General features: G+C 69.8%; 27 protein-coding genes. 26 read left to right on the plus strand and 1 reads right to left on the minus strand.

Features of this window, described 5'->3' with window-relative positions; translation table 11 throughout:
• Positions 1-2: 2 nt before the first annotated feature.
• On the minus strand, positions 3-926 hold the full coding sequence (gene mtgA / locus ANAEK_RS09655) for a monofunctional biosynthetic peptidoglycan transglycosylase (protein WP_012525968.1): 924 nt from the start codon (positions 924-926) through the stop codon (positions 3-5).
• A gap of 256 nt (positions 927-1,182) precedes the next feature.
• Here mtgA and ANAEK_RS09660 point away from each other — a divergent pair, with 256 nt between their 5' ends.
• From ANAEK_RS09660 to rplO, 26 genes are all read left to right on the plus strand, one after another.
• Positions 1,183-1,788 carry a superoxide dismutase gene (locus tag ANAEK_RS09660; protein WP_012525969.1) on the plus strand — a complete coding sequence of 202 codons (606 nt, stop codon included), beginning with the start codon at positions 1,183-1,185 and terminating at the stop codon, positions 1,786-1,788.
• A gap of 146 nt (positions 1,789-1,934) precedes the next feature.
• On the plus strand, positions 1,935-3,140 hold the full coding sequence (mutY, locus tag ANAEK_RS09665; protein WP_041454060.1) for an A/G-specific adenine glycosylase: 1,206 nt from the start codon (positions 1,935-1,937) through the stop codon (positions 3,138-3,140).
• A gap of 181 nt (positions 3,141-3,321) precedes the next feature.
• Positions 3,322-3,693, plus strand: coding sequence for a 30S ribosomal protein S12 (rpsL, locus tag ANAEK_RS09670; RefSeq protein ID WP_011421003.1), 372 nt, complete (start codon positions 3,322-3,324; stop codon positions 3,691-3,693).
• Between the two features lie 24 nt (positions 3,694-3,717).
• Positions 3,718-4,188, plus strand: coding sequence for a 30S ribosomal protein S7 (rpsG, locus tag ANAEK_RS09675; protein WP_012525971.1), 471 nt, complete (start codon positions 3,718-3,720; stop codon positions 4,186-4,188).
• Between the two features lie 154 nt (positions 4,189-4,342).
• Positions 4,343-6,436, plus strand: a complete 2,094-nt coding sequence (gene fusA / locus ANAEK_RS09680) for an elongation factor G (RefSeq protein WP_012525972.1) — start codon at positions 4,343-4,345, stop codon at positions 6,434-6,436.
• Positions 6,437-6,467: 31 nt separating this feature from the next.
• Entirely contained in the window at positions 6,468-7,658 is a 1,191-nt protein-coding gene (gene tuf, locus ANAEK_RS09685) for an elongation factor Tu (RefSeq protein WP_012525973.1), read from the plus strand.
• 93 nt (positions 7,659-7,751) lie between these two features.
• A complete protein-coding gene (gene rpsJ / locus ANAEK_RS09690) occupies positions 7,752-8,057 on the plus strand; it encodes a 30S ribosomal protein S10 (RefSeq protein ID WP_011421000.1) in 306 nt (101 codons plus the stop codon).
• A gap of 11 nt (positions 8,058-8,068) precedes the next feature.
• Positions 8,069-8,689 carry a 50S ribosomal protein L4 gene (gene rplD / locus ANAEK_RS09695; RefSeq protein WP_012525974.1) on the plus strand — a complete coding sequence of 207 codons (621 nt, stop codon included), beginning with the start codon at positions 8,069-8,071 and terminating at the stop codon, positions 8,687-8,689.
• Entirely contained in the window at positions 8,686-8,979 is a 294-nt protein-coding gene (locus ANAEK_RS09700; protein ID WP_012525975.1) for a 50S ribosomal protein L23, read from the plus strand. Before rplD ends, ANAEK_RS09700 begins: the two co-directional genes overlap by 4 nt.
• A gap of 18 nt (positions 8,980-8,997) precedes the next feature.
• Positions 8,998-9,846, plus strand: coding sequence for a 50S ribosomal protein L2 (gene rplB, locus ANAEK_RS09705; RefSeq protein ID WP_012525976.1), 849 nt, complete (start codon positions 8,998-9,000; stop codon positions 9,844-9,846).
• Positions 9,847-9,866: 20 nt separating this feature from the next.
• On the plus strand, positions 9,867-10,163 hold the full coding sequence (gene rpsS, locus ANAEK_RS09710; protein ID WP_012525977.1) for a 30S ribosomal protein S19: 297 nt from the start codon (positions 9,867-9,869) through the stop codon (positions 10,161-10,163).
• 13 nt (positions 10,164-10,176) lie between these two features.
• Positions 10,177-10,617 (plus strand): 50S ribosomal protein L22, encoded by a 441-nt coding sequence (gene rplV, locus ANAEK_RS09715; protein WP_011420995.1) that lies wholly within the window; start codon positions 10,177-10,179, stop codon positions 10,615-10,617.
• A gap of 20 nt (positions 10,618-10,637) precedes the next feature.
• Complete coding sequence (rpsC, locus tag ANAEK_RS09720) at positions 10,638-11,312, plus strand: 30S ribosomal protein S3 (RefSeq protein WP_012525978.1); 675 nt, start codon at positions 10,638-10,640, stop codon at positions 11,310-11,312.
• 32 nt (positions 11,313-11,344) lie between these two features.
• Positions 11,345-11,761, plus strand: coding sequence for a 50S ribosomal protein L16 (rplP, locus tag ANAEK_RS09725; protein ID WP_012525979.1), 417 nt, complete (start codon positions 11,345-11,347; stop codon positions 11,759-11,761).
• Between the two features lie 12 nt (positions 11,762-11,773).
• Positions 11,774-11,995 carry a 50S ribosomal protein L29 gene (rpmC, locus tag ANAEK_RS09730; RefSeq protein ID WP_011420992.1) on the plus strand — a complete coding sequence of 74 codons (222 nt, stop codon included), beginning with the start codon at positions 11,774-11,776 and terminating at the stop codon, positions 11,993-11,995.
• Positions 11,996-12,000: 5 nt separating this feature from the next.
• The gene (rpsQ, locus tag ANAEK_RS09735) at positions 12,001-12,258 is read left to right on the plus strand and encodes a 30S ribosomal protein S17 (protein ID WP_011420991.1); all 258 of its coding nucleotides are present in this window, start codon (positions 12,001-12,003) and stop codon (positions 12,256-12,258) included.
• Positions 12,259-12,261: 3 nt separating this feature from the next.
• On the plus strand, positions 12,262-12,630 hold the full coding sequence (rplN, locus tag ANAEK_RS09740; RefSeq protein ID WP_011420990.1) for a 50S ribosomal protein L14: 369 nt from the start codon (positions 12,262-12,264) through the stop codon (positions 12,628-12,630).
• Positions 12,631-12,633: 3 nt separating this feature from the next.
• Positions 12,634-12,954 carry a 50S ribosomal protein L24 gene (gene rplX, locus ANAEK_RS09745; RefSeq protein ID WP_012525980.1) on the plus strand — a complete coding sequence of 107 codons (321 nt, stop codon included), beginning with the start codon at positions 12,634-12,636 and terminating at the stop codon, positions 12,952-12,954.
• Positions 12,955-13,026: 72 nt separating this feature from the next.
• Positions 13,027-13,569, plus strand: coding sequence for a 50S ribosomal protein L5 (gene rplE, locus ANAEK_RS09750; RefSeq protein WP_011420988.1), 543 nt, complete (start codon positions 13,027-13,029; stop codon positions 13,567-13,569).
• A gap of 11 nt (positions 13,570-13,580) precedes the next feature.
• Positions 13,581-13,766 carry a type Z 30S ribosomal protein S14 gene (locus tag ANAEK_RS09755; RefSeq protein ID WP_011420987.1) on the plus strand — a complete coding sequence of 62 codons (186 nt, stop codon included), beginning with the start codon at positions 13,581-13,583 and terminating at the stop codon, positions 13,764-13,766.
• Positions 13,767-13,779: 13 nt separating this feature from the next.
• Positions 13,780-14,178 carry a 30S ribosomal protein S8 gene (rpsH, locus tag ANAEK_RS09760; RefSeq protein WP_012525981.1) on the plus strand — a complete coding sequence of 133 codons (399 nt, stop codon included), beginning with the start codon at positions 13,780-13,782 and terminating at the stop codon, positions 14,176-14,178.
• Positions 14,179-14,189: 11 nt separating this feature from the next.
• Positions 14,190-14,732, plus strand: a complete 543-nt coding sequence (gene rplF / locus ANAEK_RS09765) for a 50S ribosomal protein L6 (protein ID WP_012525982.1) — start codon at positions 14,190-14,192, stop codon at positions 14,730-14,732.
• Positions 14,733-14,795: 63 nt separating this feature from the next.
• Positions 14,796-15,155: a 50S ribosomal protein L18 gene (gene rplR, locus ANAEK_RS09770; RefSeq protein WP_012525983.1), complete on the plus strand. Its 360-nt coding sequence runs from the start codon at positions 14,796-14,798 to the stop codon at positions 15,153-15,155.
• An 18-nt stretch (positions 15,156-15,173) separates the two neighbouring features.
• Entirely contained in the window at positions 15,174-15,683 is a 510-nt protein-coding gene (gene rpsE, locus ANAEK_RS09775; RefSeq protein ID WP_012525984.1) for a 30S ribosomal protein S5, read from the plus strand.
• A 12-nt stretch (positions 15,684-15,695) separates the two neighbouring features.
• The gene (rpmD, locus tag ANAEK_RS09780; protein ID WP_011420982.1) at positions 15,696-15,926 is read left to right on the plus strand and encodes a 50S ribosomal protein L30; all 231 of its coding nucleotides are present in this window, start codon (positions 15,696-15,698) and stop codon (positions 15,924-15,926) included.
• 34 nt (positions 15,927-15,960) lie between these two features.
• The gene (rplO, locus tag ANAEK_RS09785) at positions 15,961-16,458 is read left to right on the plus strand and encodes a 50S ribosomal protein L15 (RefSeq protein ID WP_012525985.1); all 498 of its coding nucleotides are present in this window, start codon (positions 15,961-15,963) and stop codon (positions 16,456-16,458) included.
• The last annotated feature ends 36 nt before the right edge of the window (positions 16,459-16,494 follow it).

Below are 16,494 nucleotides of genomic sequence, written 5' to 3' on the forward strand. Positions count from 1 at the left end.
GGCTAGCGCGGCTCGCCGGGGCCGGCCGGCTCGGCGGCCGCGGGCTCCGGGGCCGCCGCCGCGGCCGCGGGCACCGGCTCCGCCCGCGGCACCGCCGCGACCGGCACGTCGTCCACGACGTCCGGCGGCTCCTCGCGGTCGTCGCGCGGCGCCGGGCCGGCCAGGATCCGCTCCAGCTCGGCGCTCGCCGATTGGTGCTGCTCGGCCGTGAGCCGGCCGGCCGCGCGCATCCGGTCGAGCAGCCGCCGCGAGCGACGCTTCAGCCAGGTGGACGGGCTGGAGAGGTCCACCCGGCGCGGCGCCGGCAGCATGCTGGCGAGCACGGCCGCCTGCGCCGGGGTGAGCGCCGCGGCGCTGGTGCCGAAGCGCGCCCGCGCGCCCGCCTCCACGCCGAAGACGCCGTCGCCCAGCTCGACCACGTTCAGGTAGAGCCCGAGGATGCGGCGCTTGGGGAGCTCGCGCTCCAGCTTCACGGCCAGCAGCGCCTCCTTGAGCTTGCGCCACAGGCTCTTCTCGGTGCCCAGCCACAGGTTCTTGGCGAGCTGCTGCGTGATGGTGGACGCGCCGCGGGCGAAGCTGCGCTGCTCGAGGTCGTGCGCGGCGGCGTCGCGGGTGGCCTCCCAGTCGATGCCCTCGTGGCCGTAGAAGTTGGCGTCCTCGGAGAGCAGCACCGCCTGGACCATGGAGCGCGAGACGCGGTCGAGCGGCACCCAGGCCTGGCGCGGCCGGAACGCGCGCCGCTTCTCCTTCGCCTCGGCGCGCCGCTGCTCGATGAGCGCGGTGGTGCGCGGGTTGTCGCGGGCGAGCGGGGCGGGGTCGGGGAGGGCGGCCCAGAGGAGCGTGAGCCCCGCGACCGCGATCGCGACCGCGGCGGCGGCGAAGAGGAGGGCGCGCGGGACGCGCCGGCGGCTCCGGGGGGCTGGCATGCGGCGCACCTTAGCACCTGGACGGGAGGCGCGAGAGGGGGCGCCCGGCGCGCGCGCGGTGCCGAGCCGTCCCGCCGGACCGGCGGTCGCCCCCGCGCGCCCGCGCGCGGCCCGCGCCGAGATTATCCAATGGTGAACATCGTCCCGCTCGGGACCCGTTCGGCGCCTTGACACATACGGGGCGGATTCATAAGTCCCGGCCACCGCATCTCGAACGGAATTCACTGCCCGGCCCAGGGGGCCGACGGAGGCAATCATGGCAGACGTGAAGCGCTACACCCCGCACGACTTCTCCAAGGTCCGCGGCCTCACCGGCATCTCGGACAAGCAGATCGAGGAGCACCTCAAGCTGTACGAGGGCTACGTGAAGCGCACCAACGCGCTCACCGAGAAGCTCCAGGGGCTGTGCAACGAGGGCAAGGCCGCGGGCGCCGATCCGGTGTTCGCCGAGCTCACCCGCCGCCTCGGCTTCGAGTACTCCGGCATGGTGAACCACGAGTACTACTTCGCGAACCTCGCCCCGGGCGCGCAGGCCGAGCCGCCGGCCGGCGGCAAGCTCCGCAAGGCCATCGAGGCGTCCTTCGGCAAGTACGAGACCTGGCTCGCCGACTTCCGCGCCATCGCCACCATGCCGGGCATCGGCTGGGCCATGACGTTCCAGGATCCGAACACCGGCTGGCTGTCGAACCACTGGCTCACGCTGCACGAGAACAACGTGCCGGTGGGCTTCCGGCCGGTGCTGGCGCTGGACGGCTGGGAGCACGCGTTCATGCGCGACTACCTCGCCACCGAGCGCGCGAAGTACGTGGACGCGTTCTTCAAGAACGTGAACTGGGAGGCCGTCGAGAAGCGGATCGCGTAGCGCGATCCCCCGGCGTCCCCGCGGCCCGGATCGCGCGAGCGGTCCGGGCCGTCGTGCGTCCGGGCCCGCGCGGACCTCGCGTCAGCCCGCGAACCGGGGCGCGCGAGGCCGCGCGGTGCGGTGGGCCGGCGCGCAGCCCCGGGAGTTTGACGGTGCGCCGCGCTCCCGCCTACCTTCCGGCCGTGCCCGCTCCCGCCGTGCCCGCCCGCCTCGCCGCGCTCCGCCGCCGCCTGCTGGCGTGGTGGGACGCCGGCCACCGGCCGCTGCCGTGGCGCCAGCCGCAGCGCGGCGCGGACCCGTACCGCGTCTGGCTCGCGGAGGTGATGCTGCAGCAGACGCAGGTGGTGACGGCCACGCCGTACTGGCTGCGCTTCGTGGAGCGCTGGCCCACGCTCGAGGCGCTCGCGGCCGCGCGCGACGAGGACGTGCTCGCCGCCTGGAGCGGCCTCGGCTACTACGCGCGCTGCCGCAACCTGCTCGCCGCCGCGCGCGAGGCGCTGCGCCGCCACGGCGGCCTGCCGTCCGGCTACGACGCGCTGCGCGCGCTGCCCGGGTTCGGGCCGTACACCGCGGGTGCGGTCGCCTCGATCGCGTTCGCCGCGCCCGTGCCGGCGGTGGACGGCAACGTCACGCGCGTGCTGTCGCGGCTGTTCCTGGTCGAGGGCGATCCCGCCGCGCGCGCCGCCCGCGCGCGCGTGGCCGCGCTCGCCGCGGCGCTGGTGGACCGCGAGCGGCCCGGCGACCTGAACCAGGCGCTCATGGAGCTGGGCGCGACGGTGTGCCGGCCGAGCCCGGACTGCGCGCGCTGCCCGGTGGCGGCGCGGTGCGCGGCGCGGGCCGCCGGCCGCGCGGCGGAGCTCCCGCCGCCGCGGCGGCGCCCGGACAAGGTGCGCCTGGTCCTCGCCTGCGCCGTGGTGGTGCGCGAGGGGAGGGTGGCGCTGGTGCGCCGGCCCGCGGGCGGGCTCTTCGCCGGCCTGGCGGCGTTCCCCGCGGCGGAGGTGGGGCCGGGGGACGAGGCGGGGCGCGCGCTCGAGCGCGACGCACGGGCGCGCCACGGCCTGCGGCTGCGCGCCGGCGAGGAGCTGGGCCGGGTCGAGCGGGTGCTCACGCATCGCCGGCTCGAGCTCCGCGCGCTCCGCTGCTCCCTCGCCCGGCCGCCGCCGGAGGAGGGGATCCGCTGGATCCCGGCGGACGAGCTGGACGGCGCCGGCCTCCCCGCGGCCATGCGGGCGCTGGCCGGGGTGGTCGGCGACGTGCTCGGGCAGGCGCCGCGGCCGTCCGGGGGAGCCCGCGACCGGGAGCGCGCGCGGGTCCGCGCGAATTCGCTCGCACCTCCTCGCGATTTCGTGTAGAAGCGCGGCCTTCCGGGCGGCATCCGGGAGGTTGCAGCGCGCGTCAAGACCCGAGTTCGGGAACCGCTTGACACGTGTGGGCTCTTCCGTATAATCCGCCGCCCTTACGACGGGATTTGTCCTCCGACGCCCCCGTGCCGAACGCCGGGGCGTTTCTGTTGAGAAAAAGAGCTCGCACACGATGCCGACGATCAGCCAGCTGGTGCGCAGGGGCCGCGAGAGGCTCCAGGTGAAGAAGAAGGCCCCGGCCCTCAAGGAGTCGCCGCAGAAGCGCGGCGTCTGCACGCGCGTCTACACGACGACGCCCAAGAAGCCGAACTCGGCGCTCCGCAAGGTCGCCCGTGTGCGCCTCACCAACGGCTTCGAGGTGACGAGCTACATCCCCGGCGTCGGCCACAACCTGCAGGAGCACTCGGTGGTGCTCATCCGCGGCGGCCGCGTGAAGGACCTCCCGGGCGTTCGCTACCACATCATCCGCGGGACCCTCGACGCCGTGGGCGTGCAGGGCCGCAAGCAGGGCCGCTCGAAGTACGGCGCCAAGCGCGCGAGCTAGCCTCGCGGACAAGGAAACGGTTCGATGCCTCGTCGTCGTGAAGTCGAGAAGCGGAAGATCCTCCCCGATCCCAAGTTCCAGGACCGGATCGTGGCGAAGTTCGTCAACAACCTGATGCGCAAGGGCAAGAAGTCCACCGGCGAGCGCATCATCTACGGCGCCTTCGATCAGGTCGAGGCGAAGCTGAAGGACGATCCGCTCAAGGTGTTCAAGAAGGCGCTCGACAACGTGAAGCCGGTCGTCGAGGTGAAGAGCCGCCGCGTCGGCGGCGCGACGTACCAGGTGCCGGTCGAGGTCCGCCAGGACCGCCGCACCGCGCTCGCGATGCGCTGGCTCATCGAGTACTCCCGCGGCCGTGGCGAGAAGACCATGGTGGAGAAGCTCGCGGGCGAGATCATGGATGCGGCCTCGAACCGCGGGAACGCGGTGAAGAAGCGCGAGGACACGCACAAGATGGCCGAGGCCAACAAGGCCTTCGCCCACTACCGCTGGTAAGGGAGAGGCGAGAAGGGATCGAGGAGAGCAGGGGGCCGGCTCGGCCGGCAGGGTTCAGGGAACCCGCTTCGCTCTTTGACAGCTCGGTCGTTGGTCACGGCGCCGCCCAGGGCGGCCCGGTTCTGCGTACGCACGACGGTTCAGGAAGGTCCAGATGCCCCGCACCACCCCACTCGAGCGCTATCGCAACTTCGGCATCATGGCCCACATCGATGCCGGCAAGACGACCACGACCGAGCGGATCCTCTTCTACACCGGCGTCACGCACAAGATCGGCGAGGTCCATGAGGGCACCACCGTCATGGACTGGATGGAGCAGGAGCGCGAGCGCGGCATCACCATCACGTCCGCCGCGACGACCGCGTTCTGGCGCGACCACCGCCTGAACATCATCGACACCCCCGGCCACGTCGACTTCACCATCGAGGTGGAGCGGTCGCTGCGCGTGCTCGACGGCGCGTGCGCGGTGTTCGACGCGGTGCAGGGCGTGCAGCCGCAGTCCGAGACGGTCTGGCGGCAGGCGGACAAGTACGAGGTCCCCCGCATCTGCTTCATCAACAAGATGGACCGCGTCGGCGCGGACTACTTCCACGCCGTCGACACCATCCGCGAGAAGCTGGGCGCCCGCCCGCTCCCGCTGCACGTGCCCATCGGCGCCGAGGACAAGTTCCGCGGCATGGTCGATCTCCTGAAGATGAAGGGGATCACCTTCGACGACGAGACCATGGGCGCGAAGTACCAGGAGGTCGAGATCCCGGCCGACCTGGCCGAGCAGGCGAAGGAGTACCGCGCCAAGCTCGAGGAGACCGTCGCCGAGATCGACGACGAGCTGATGGCGAAGTACCTGGACGGCAAGCCGCTCGGCAACGACGAGCTGATGCGCGGCATCCGCCGCGGCACCCTGGAGATGAAGTTCTTCCCGGTGCTCTGCGGGACGGCGTTCAAGAACAAGGGCGTCCAGCAGATCCTCGACGCGGTGGTGGACTTCCTCCCGAGCCCGGTCGACATCCCCGCCATGAAGGGCGTGGACGCGAAGGGCAACGACGTCGTCCGCAAGACCTCCGACGCGGAGCCGTTCTCGGCGCTGGCGTTCAAGATCATGAACGACCCGTTCGTCGGGAACCTCACGTTCTTCCGCGTGTACTCGGGGAAGCTCGAGGCCGGGTCCTACGTCTACAACTCGACGAAGGACAAGAAGGAGCGCATCGGCCGGCTCCTGCAGATGCACGCGAACAAGCGCGAGGAGATCAAGGAGGTCTACGCCGGCGACATCGCCGCCGCCGTGGGCCTGCGCGCCAGCACCACCGGCGACACGCTCTGCGCCGAGGACTCCCCGGTCATCCTGGAGCGGATGGAGTTCCCGGAGCCGGTGATCCACATCGCCATCGAGCCGAAGACCAAGGGCGACCAGGACAAGATGGGCGTCGCCCTGCAGCGGCTCCAGATGGAGGACCCGTCCTTCCGCGTCCACACCGACGAGGAGACCGGCCAGACCATCATCGGCGGCATGGGCGAGCTCCACCTCGAGATCCTGGTGGACCGCATGTTCCGCGAGTTCAAGGTCGAGGCGAACGTCGGCAAGCCGCAGGTGGCCTACCGCGAGACCATCACGAAGACGGTCGAGGCCGAGGGCCGCTACATCCGGCAGACCGGCGGCCGCGGCCAGTACGGTCACTGCTGGCTGCGCCTCCACCCGCAGGAGCCGGGCAAGGGCTTCGAGTTCGACAACGCGATCGTGGGCGGCGTGATCCCGAAGGAGTTCATCTCGCCGATCCAGAAGGGCATCGAGGAGGCCATGACCTCCGGCGTGCTCGCCGGCTACCCCATGGTCGACCTCAAGGTCGAGGTGTTCGACGGCAGCTACCACGACGTCGACTCGTCCGAGATGGCGTTCAAGATCGCCGGCTCGATGGGCTTCAAGGAGGGCGCCGCCAAGGCCTCGCCCGTCCTGCTCGAGCCGATCATGGCGGTCGAGGTCACCACGCCCGACGACTACATGGGCGACGTCATCGGCGACCTGAACTCGCGTCGCGGCAAGATTCATGCGATGAACCCCCGCGCGGGCGTCCAGGTCATCGAGGCGCACGTCCCGCTGGCGGAGATGTTCGGCTACGCGACGGACCTTCGGTCGAAGACCCAGGGCCGCGCCACCTACAGCATGCAGTTCGCGCACTACGCGCAGGTCCCCACGAGCATCGCGGAGACCATCGTCACCAAGGCGAAGGGCGTCGCCGCCGGCGCGAAGTAGCGCCGCGTACGTCAACGGAAGAGAGGAAGCCATGGCCAAGGAGAAGTTCGAGCGCAGCAAGCCGCACGTGAACGTCGGGACGATCGGGCACGTGGACCACGGCAAGACGACGCTGACGGCGGCGATCACGAAGGTGCTGGCGCAGAAGGGCGGGGCGCAGTTCCTGGCGTACGATCAGATCGACAAGGCGCCGGAGGAGCGGGAGCGCGGCATCACGATCGCGACGGCGCACGTGGAGTACCAGACGGAGAAGCGGCACTACGCGCACGTCGACTGCCCGGGGCACGCGGACTACGTGAAGAACATGATCACCGGGGCGGCGCAGATGGACGGCGCGATCCTGGTGGTGTCGGCGGCGGACGGTCCGATGCCGCAGACGCGGGAGCACATCCTGCTGGCCCGGCAGGTGGGCGTGCCGTACATCGTGGTCTTCCTGAACAAGGTGGACATGGTGGACGACAAGGAGCTGCTGGACCTGGTGGAGCTGGAGGTCCGGGAGCTGCTGAGCGAGTACGACTTCCCTGGGAACGAGATCCCGATCGTGAAGGGGTCGGCGCTGAAGGCGCTCGAGGGCGACAAGGGCGAGCTGGGCGAGCAGGCGATCTTCAAGCTGATGGACGCGGTGGACGCGTACATCCCGACGCCGCAGCGCGCGACGGACAAGCCGTTCCTGATGCCGGTCGAGGACGTGTTCTCGATCTCGGGGCGCGGGACGGTGGCGACGGGCCGCGTGGAGCGCGGGATCGTGAAGGTGGGCGAGGAGATCGAGGTCGTCGGGCTGAAGGCGACGGCGAAGACGGTGGTGACCGGCGTCGAGATGTTCCGCAAGCTGCTGGACGAGGGGCGCGCGGGCGACAACATCGGGGCGCTGCTGCGCGGCCTGAAGCGCGAGGAGGTGGAGCGCGGTCAGGTGCTGGCGAAGCCGGGGTCGATCACGCCGCACACGAAGTTCAAGGCCGAGGTGTACGTGCTGACGAAGGAGGAGGGTGGCCGTCACACCCCGTTCTTCAACGGCTACCGGCCGCAGTTCTACTTCCGGACGACGGACGTGACGGGGTCGGTGCAGCTGCCGCAGGGAGTCGAGATGGTGATGCCGGGCGACAACATCGGGATGGAGGTGGAGCTGATCACCCCCATCGCGATGGAGAAGGAGCTCCGCTTCGCCATCCGCGAGGGCGGCCGCACGGTCGGCGCGGGCGTGGTGGCCGAGGTCATCCAGTAGCGAAGCACGCCGAGCGAACGGCGGCGGGTGGCCCGCCCGGATGGACGGGCCCCTCGTCGCGCTGCGCCGGACACGCAGACAAAAGGCTTTTCAATGGCGACTCAGAAGATTCGGATCCGGCTCAAGGCCTACGACTACAAGCTGCTCGATCAGTCGGCCGGCGAGATCGTGGAGACCGCGAAGCGGACCGGCGCCAAGGTCGCCGGCCCGATCCCGCTCCCCACCCGGATCAACAAGTTCACCGTCCTCCGCAGCCCGCACGTCGACAAGAAGTCGCGTGAGCAGTTCGAGATCCGCACGCACAAGCGGCTGCTCGACATCCTCGAGCCGACGCCGCAGACGCTCGACGCGCTCATGAAGCTCGACCTCTCGGCCGGCGTGGACGTGGAGATCAAGTAGTCGAGGACATCATGGCCAAGTTCGACGTCTACGACCTGTCGAAGAAGAAGGTGGGCGAGCTCGACCTCGCCGACGCCGTCTTCGCCGGCGAGGTGAACGAGCACCTCTTCTACGAGGTGGTGAAGGCGAAGCTCGCCTCCGATCGCTCGGGCACCCACGCGGTGAAGAACCGGTCCCTCGTCTCCGGCGGCGGCAAGAAGCCCTGGAAGCAGAAGCACACCGGTCGCGCCCGCCAGGGCTCGACGCGCGCGTCCCAGTGGGTGGGCGGCGGCAAGGCCATGGGGCCGAAGCCGCGCGACTACTCCTACGACGTGCCGAAGAAGGTGCGGAAGGCCGCGCTGCGCTCGGCCCTCGCGCTCCGCTCCAAGGACCAGAAGCTGGTCATCGTGCAGGAGTGGAAGCCCGGGGCGCCGAAGACCGCCGCCGCCGCCAAGGTCCTCGCCGCGCTCGGCGCGAAGAAGGCCCTGGTGGTGGACGACGCCGCGAACCTCGCCCTCGCGAAGAGCGTCCGGAACCTGGACGGCTCCGACTTCCTCGCGGTGGAGGGGCTCAACGTGTACGACATCCTGCGGCACGACGCCCTGGTGCTGACCGCGGACACCGCCAAGAAGCTGGAGGCCAGCCTGTCATGAACCTCGCTGTCCAGGACGTGGTGAAGCGCCCGCTCATCACCGAGAAGGCGGAGCGGGCCCGCGAGGCGAACCGTCAGTACGCCTTCGAGGTCCACCGCGACGCCACCAAGATCCAGGTGAAGCAGGCGGTGGAGAAGCTCTTCAACGTGCACGTGCTCGACGTGCGGACCGCCATCGCGCGCGGGAAGAACAAGCGCGTCGGCCGCAACGTCGGCCGCCGGCCCAACTGGAAGAAGGCCTACGTGACCCTCAAGGAAGGCGACACCATCGCCCTCTTCGAGGGGACATAAGCCGGACGGGAGACGCACATGGCCCTCAAGGAATACAAGCCCACCAGCCCGGCCCGGCGCCACATGACCGTGGCGGACTTCGCCGAGATCACCAAGGCGAAGCCCGAGAAGCGGCTCACCAAGCCGGTCCGCAAGAGCGGCGGCCGCAACGCCCACGGCAAGGTCACCACCCGCCACATCGGCGGCGGCCACAAGCGCCGCTACCGCCTCATCGACTGGCGGCGCGACAAGGACGGCGTGCCGGCCAAGGTCGCGGCGATCGAGTACGACCCGAACCGCACCGCGCGCATCGCGCTGCTCCACTACCTGGACGGCGAGAAGCGGTACATCCTCGCCCCGGTGGGCGTGGCGGTCGGCGACACGCTGCTGTCCGGCGCGGACGTGGACATCCGCCCGGGCAACGCGCTGCCGGTCCGCACCATCCCCCTCGGCACCGTGATCCACAACGTGGAGACGGCGCCGGGCTCGGGCGCGAAGATGATCCGCACCGCGGGCTCCTTCGGCCAGCTCATGGCGAAGGAGGGCGGCTACGCCCAGATCCGCCTGCCGTCCGGCGAGGTCCGCAAGGTCCTGCAGGACTGCAAGGCGACCATCGGCCAGCTCGGCAACGTGGAGAGCTCGTCGGTGCGCGTCGGCAAGGCCGGCAAGAGCCGCTGGCTGGGCATCCGCCCGACCGTCCGCGGCCTCGCCATGAACCCGGTCGACCACCCGCACGGCGGCGGCGAGGGCAAGTCGGGGCAGGGCAACCCGCACCCGGTCAGCCCGTGGGGACAGAAGACCAAGGGCCTCAAGACCCGCAACAACCGCCGCACCGACAAGTTCATCGTCACGCGGCGCCGCCCCGGCGTGCGCAACACGCAGCGCTAGGCGGGAAGGGATAGCCACTCATGGCGCGTTCGATCAAGAAGGGCCCGTTCGCCGACAAGCACCTCACCAAGAAGGTCGAGGACGCGAACAAGGGCAACAAGAAGTCGGTCATCAAGACCTGGTCGCGGCGGAGCACCATCCTGCCGGACTTCGTCGGGCACACGTTCGCCGTCCACAACGGGCGGAAGTTCGTGCCGGTGTTCGTGACCGAGAACATGGTCGGGCACAAGCTGGGCGAGTTCGCGCCCACCCGCACCTTCCACGGCCACTCGGCCGAGAAGAAGGCCGCGGCGGCACCTGCCCCGGCGAAGAAGTAGCGAGGAACTGGACATGGCCGAGACCCAGACCACGACGCCGAAGAAGAAGGCCGAACGCCGCGCTCCGCCGCCGGCGCGCGCCCGCAAGAACCGCCCCGCCGCCCCGGCGCCGGGGCCGCACGCCTCCCTCAGCTACCTGCGCGTCGCGCCGCGCAAGGTGCGCATCGTCGCGGACGAGGTCCGCGGGATGAAGGTCGGCGACGCGCTCGCGATGCTGAAGTACACGCCGCAGTCCGCCGCCAAGCCGCTCGCGAAGCTGCTGCGGTCGGCGGTCGCGAACGCCGAGCAGGGCGGCGGCCGCGTGGACGTGGACGCGCTGTTCGTGAAGACGCTGACCGTGGACCAGGGCCCGAAGATGCGCCGCTTCATGGCGCGCGCGATGGGCCGGGCGTTCCGGGTCGAGAAGAAGACCAGCCACGTGTACGTGGAGCTCGGTACCGCCGCGCGCGGCTAGGAACCCGAGAGGAGAGATCAATGGGACAGAAAGTTCATCCTATCGGGTTCCGCCTCGGAGTGATCCGCTCCTGGGACTCGAAGTGGTACGAAGAGAAGAACTACGCGAAGTGGCTGCACGAGGACATCAAGCTCCGTGAGTTCGTGAAGGAGAAGCTCGGCCAGGCCGGCATCTCCCGGATCGAGATCGAGCGGGCGGCCAACAAGGTCAAGATCAACGTCCACACCGCGCGCCCGGGCATCGTCATCGGCAAGCGCGGCGCCGGGATCGAGACCATCAAGAAGGACCTCCAGGGCCTGACCGACAACGAGGTCTACCTGAACGTCGTCGAGGTCCGGAAGGCCGAGACCGACGCGCAGCTCGTCGCCGAGAACATCGCGACGCAGCTCGAGCGCCGCATCGCGTTCCGCCGCGCCATGAAGAAGTCGGTGCAGACCGCGCTGAAGTTCGGCGCGAAGGGCATCCGCGTGGCGTGCTCGGGCCGCCTGGGCGGCTCCGAGATGGCCCGGTACGAGTGGTACCGCGAGGGCCGCGTGCCGCTGCACACCCTGCGCGCGGACATCGACTACGGGTTCGCCGAGGCGAAGACGACCTACGGCAAGATCGGGTGCAAGGTCTGGATCATGCGCGGCGAGGTCCTCCCGCAGTCCGCGGCCGCGCGCGCTCCGCGCACCACCGGCGGCGCCCGGCCGTAAGGCCGCGCCTCAGGCACACCTAGGAGAAGGACATGCTTCAGCCGGCGCGAACGAAGTACCGGAAGATGCAGAAGGGCCGCATGCGCGGCAAGGCGTACCGCGGCTCGGACCTCGCCCAGGGCGAGTACGGCCTCCAGGCCACCGAGTGCGGCCGGCTCACGTCCCGCCAGATCGAGGCGGCCCGCGTGGCCATCACCCGCTACGTGAAGCGCGGCGGCAAGCTCTGGATCCGCGTCTTCCCGGACAAGCCCATCACCAAGAAGCCCGCCGAGACGCGCATGGGCACCGGCAAGGGCAACGTGGAGTTCTACGTCGCCGTCATCAAGCCGGGCCGCGTGCTGTACGAGCTGGCCGGCGTGGACGACGCCTCCGCGAAGAAGGCGTTCCACCTCGCCGCCCACAAGCTGCCCGTCGCCACGAAGATGGTGAAGCGCGGCGAGACGCTGTAAGGAGCGACGACCATGGCGACCGTCAAGGAGCTGCGAGAGCTCTCGGTTCAGGAGCTCGAGGCCCGCGCCGCGGAGCTCAAGCAGACGCTCTTCGACCTGAAGAGCAAGGCGAACACCGGCGTGCTCGACTCGACCGCCGACCTCAGCAAGACGAAGCGCGACATCGCGCGCTGCCTCACCGTGGCCCGCGAGAAGGCCCTCGCCTCGGCCGTGGCCGGGAAGGCGAAGGAGTGACCGACATGGAGCGCGGCAACCGGAAGTCCCGCATCGGCGTGGTGGTCTCGAACAAGATGACGAAGACCGTCGTCGTGAAGGTCGAGCGCCGGGTGGCGGACCCGAAGTACGGCAAGATCGTGACCAAGGCCGAGAAGTACAAGGCGCACGACGAGGACCAGGCGTGCCAGATCGGCGACCGCGTGCGGATCGTCGAGACGCGCCCGATCTCGAAGGACAAGCGCTGGCGCGTGGCCGAGACGATCGAGAAGGCGGAGGCCTAGGCCATGATCCAGCAGCAGACCATGCTCGACGTCGCCGACAACTCCGGCGCGAAGCGGGTGATGTGCATCAAGGTGCTCGGCGGCACCCGGCGGAAGTACGCCTCCATCGGCGACGTGATCGTCGTCTCGATCAAGGAGGCGATCCCGCAGGCCAAGGTGAAGAAGGGCGAGGTCGCCCGCGCCGTCATCGTCCGCACCGCCCGCGAGGTGAAGCGCCCCGACGGCAGCTACATCCGGTTCGACGGGAACTCGGCGGTCCTCATCAACAAGGACCTCGAGCCCATCGGTACCCGCATCTTCGGCCCGGTCGCCCGCGAGCTCCGCGCCCGCAAGTTCATGAAGATCATCAGCCTCGCGCCGGAGGTCCTCTAGGTCATGGCCGAGATTCGCAAGGGCGACACCGTCAAGGTCATCGCCGGCAAGGAGAAGGGCAAGTCGGGCCGGGTGCTCGAGGTGCTGCGCGAGGATGGGCGCGTGCGCGTCGAGAAGCTCATGACCGTCAAGCGGCACCAGAAGAAGGGCCGCAGCCAGGCGAACCCGGAGGGCGGGATCCTGGAGATGGCCGGCACGATCGCCATCTCGAGCGTGATGGTGGTGGGCAAGGACGAGAAGCCGGTGCGGCGCGAGAAGATCGGCCGCGAGCTGGGCGCCAAGGAGAAGGCCCGGCTGCAGAAGCGCAAGGCCGCCGCGAAGTAGGTCGCGGCGGGATCGAGACACGACGCATCGCCCGGCACGCGAAGAGGCCGGCCGAAGGCAAGGAGACACACGATGGCAGCGCGTTTGAAGGAGCGGTACGACAAGCAGCTTCGTGCCGAGCTGATGAAGGAGCTCGGGTTCGCGAACCCGATGCAGGCCCCCCGCCTCGAGAAGATCGTGGTGAACATGGGCCTGGGCGAGGCGATCAACAACGGCAAGATCATCGACGCGTCCGTCGAGCAGCTCGCCGCGATCACCGGCCAGAAGCCGGTCGTGACCCGCGCCCGCAAGTCGATCGCCAACTTCAAGCTGCGCCAGGGCCAGTCCATCGGCGCCATGGTCACGCTGCGCGGCGACCGGATGTACGAGTTCTTCGACCGCCTGGTCTCGATCGCGCTGCCGCGCGTCCGCGACTTCAAGGGCGTGTCGCCGAAGGCCTTCGACGGGAAGGGCAACTACACGCTCGGCGTCCGCGAGCAGATCATCTTCCCGGAGATCAACTACGACAAGGTCGAGAAGATCAAAGGCCTCAACATCACGGTGGTGACCACCGCCCGGAACGACGAAGAGGGCCGAGCGCTGCTGCGCCACCTCGGCATGCCGTTCCGTCAGTAGAGGGAGATTCCATGGCGAAGCTTTCCAAGATGGCGCAGGCCACGCGCAAGCTGAAGTTCCCGGTGCGGCAGTACAACCGCTGCCCGCTCTGCGGCCGCCCGAGGGCCTTCCTGCGCAAGTTCCAGATGTGCCGCATCTGCTTCCGCAAGCGCGCGCTGCAGGGCGAGATCACCGGCGTCATCAAGTCGAGCTGGTAGGAGAGATCGATCGATGAGCTTCACCGATCCCATTGGCGACATGCTGACGCGCATCCGGAACGCTTCCTCCGCGCGTCATGAGAAGGTGCTGGTGCCGGCCTCGCGGCTCAAGGTCCGCATCGCCGAGGTCCTCCGCGAGGAGGGCTTCATCAAGGACTTCGTCCTCCACGAGGACGGCGTCCAAGGCGCCATCACCATCGTCCTCAAGTACAGCGCCGACCGCGAGCCGGCCATCAGCGACATCAAGCGCGTCTCGAAGCCCGGGCTCCGCCGCTACGTCGCGACCGACTCCATCCCCCGTGTCCTCAACGGGATGGGGGTCGCGATCCTCTCCACGTCCAAGGGCGTGATGGTGGATCGCGAGGCCCGCAAGCAGAAGGTCGGCGGCGAGCTGATCTGCACCGTCTGGTAAGGAAGACCGCCATGTCTCGTGTCGGCAAGCTGCCCGTCAAGATCCCGGAGAAGGTCAAGGTCTCCGTGGACGGCAACGTCGTGAAGGTCGAGGGGCCGAAGGGGAAGATGCACTTCCCGACGAACCCCCTCGTCAGCGTCCAGGTGGACAAGGGCGAGGTGAAGGTCGCCCGCCAGGACGAGTCCCACGTCGCGAAGGGCCTGCACGGCCTGACGCGCACGCTGGTGAAGAACGCCCTCGAGGGCGTGGTGAAGGGGTACGAGAAGGGCCTCGAGATCAACGGGGTCGGCTTCAAGGCCGAGGTGAAGGGGAAGGACATCCACTTCACGCTGGGCTTCTCGCACCCGGTCGTCTTCAAGCTCCCCGACGGCGTCACCGCCGAGGTGGACGCGAAGCAGACCAAGCTCACCATCCGCTCGGTGGACAAGCACCTGCTCGGCCTCACCGCCGCGAAGGTGCGCGCCCTCCGCCCGCCGGAGCCGTACAAGGGCAAGGGCATCAAGTACGCGGACGAGACCATCCGCCGCAAGGAAGGCAAGACCGGCGCGGCGTAGCGCGCCCGTCTCCACACCCACTCATGCGGCGGCCGGGTCGGCGCCGCCGCAAGGAGGAACGTCATGGCGAAGCACGTCACCACGCGCGAGAAGCGCAGGGCCCGCATCCGCCGGAAGATCTCCGGCACCGAGCTGCGGCCGCGGCTCACGATCTACAAGAGCCTCAAGCACATGTACGCCCAGCTGGTCGACGACGTGGCGGGCAAGACGCTCGTCTCGGTCGCGACCACCTCGAAGTCGCTCAAGGGCGAGCTCGGCGACGAGGACAAGACCGCCGCCGCCAAGAAGGTGGGCGAGGCCCTCGCCAAGGCGGCCAAGGCGAAGGGGATCGAGCAGGTCGTGTTCGACCGCAACGGCTTCGACTATCACGGCCGCGTCGAGGCGGTGGCCGCCGCCGCGCGCGAAGCCGGGCTCAAGTTCTAGGCGACGGAAAGGTCTCGAATGGCTACCACCCCCATCAACGCGAACGAGCTCGAGCTCCAGGATCGCGTCGTCCACATCAACCGCGTCGCCAAGGTCGTGAAGGGCGGCCGCCGGTTCAGCTTCTCGGCGCTCGTCGTCGTCGGCGACGGCGCGGGCCACGTCGGGGTCGGCCTCGGCAAGGCGAACGAGGTCCCGGAGGCCATCCGCAAGGGCGGCGACCAGGCCAAGAAGAACCTGTTCAAGGTGCCGCTCGTCGGGACCACCATCCCGCACGAGGTGCTCGGCCACTTCGGCTCCGGGCGCGTGCTGCTGAAGCCCGCGGGCGAGGGCACCGGCGTCATCGCCGGCGGCGCCGTCCGCGCCGTCCTCGAGGCGGCCGGCGTCCGCAACGTGCTCACCAAGAGCCAGGGCTCCCGCAACCCCCACAACGTCCTCAAGGCGACCGTCGCCGGCCTGAAGCGGCTGCGTTCGATCGAGGACAGCGCCCGGCTCCGCGGCAAGCAGGCCGCCGAGATCACCGGGGCGTAGGAAGGAACCACCATGGCTGCCATCAAGGTCAAGCTCGTCCGCGGGCTCGCGGGCTGCCCCTGGCCGCACCGGGTCATCGTCGAGGGCCTGGGTCTCAAGAAGCGTGAGTCGACGAAGCTCCTCCCCGACACGCCCCAGACGCTGGGGATGATCGCGAAGGTCTCCTACCTCGTGGAGTGGGAGCGGGTGGACGCTGCGCCGCCGCCTGGCCGGAAGGCCAGGAAGGCCGCGGCCCGTTCGTGACAGTCACGCGCCGCGTGCTAAAAGGAGAACCTTCATGTCGCTGAACCAGCTCAAGGCGCCCCGGGGCGCCAACCGCGCCAAGAAGCGCGTCGGCCGTGGCCAGGGCTCCGGCCTCGGCAAGACCGCCGGCCGCGGCGGAAAGGGCCAGAAGGCCCGTTCCGGCAACATGCACTTCGAGGGCTTCGAGGGCGGCCAGATGCCGCTCCAGCGGCGCCTCCCGAAGTTCGGCTTCCACAACATCTTCCGGCGCGAGCTCGAGGAGGTGAAGGTGGGTGACCTCCAGGGCCTCTCCGGCGTCGTGGACCCGGCCGCCCTGAAGTCCGCCGGCCTGGTGCGCGGCAACCGCGACGGGGTGGTGGTCCTGGCGGGCGGCGAGCTCTCGAGCGCGCTGACGGTCAAGGTCCACCGCGTCACCGCCGGCGCGCGCGCCACCATCGAGAAGGCGGGCGGGAAGGTCGAGCTGATCCCCGCGCCGCAGACCATGCACCAGAAGGCGAAGGCCGCGAAGAAGGCGGCCGCGCAGGCGAAGTAGGGGTCCCGGCGCGCCCGCCGTCCACGGCGGGCCGCC

This window comes from Anaeromyxobacter sp. K, assembly GCF_000020805.1.
Taxonomy (GTDB): Bacteria; Myxococcota; Myxococcia; order Myxococcales; family Anaeromyxobacteraceae; genus Anaeromyxobacter; species Anaeromyxobacter dehalogenans.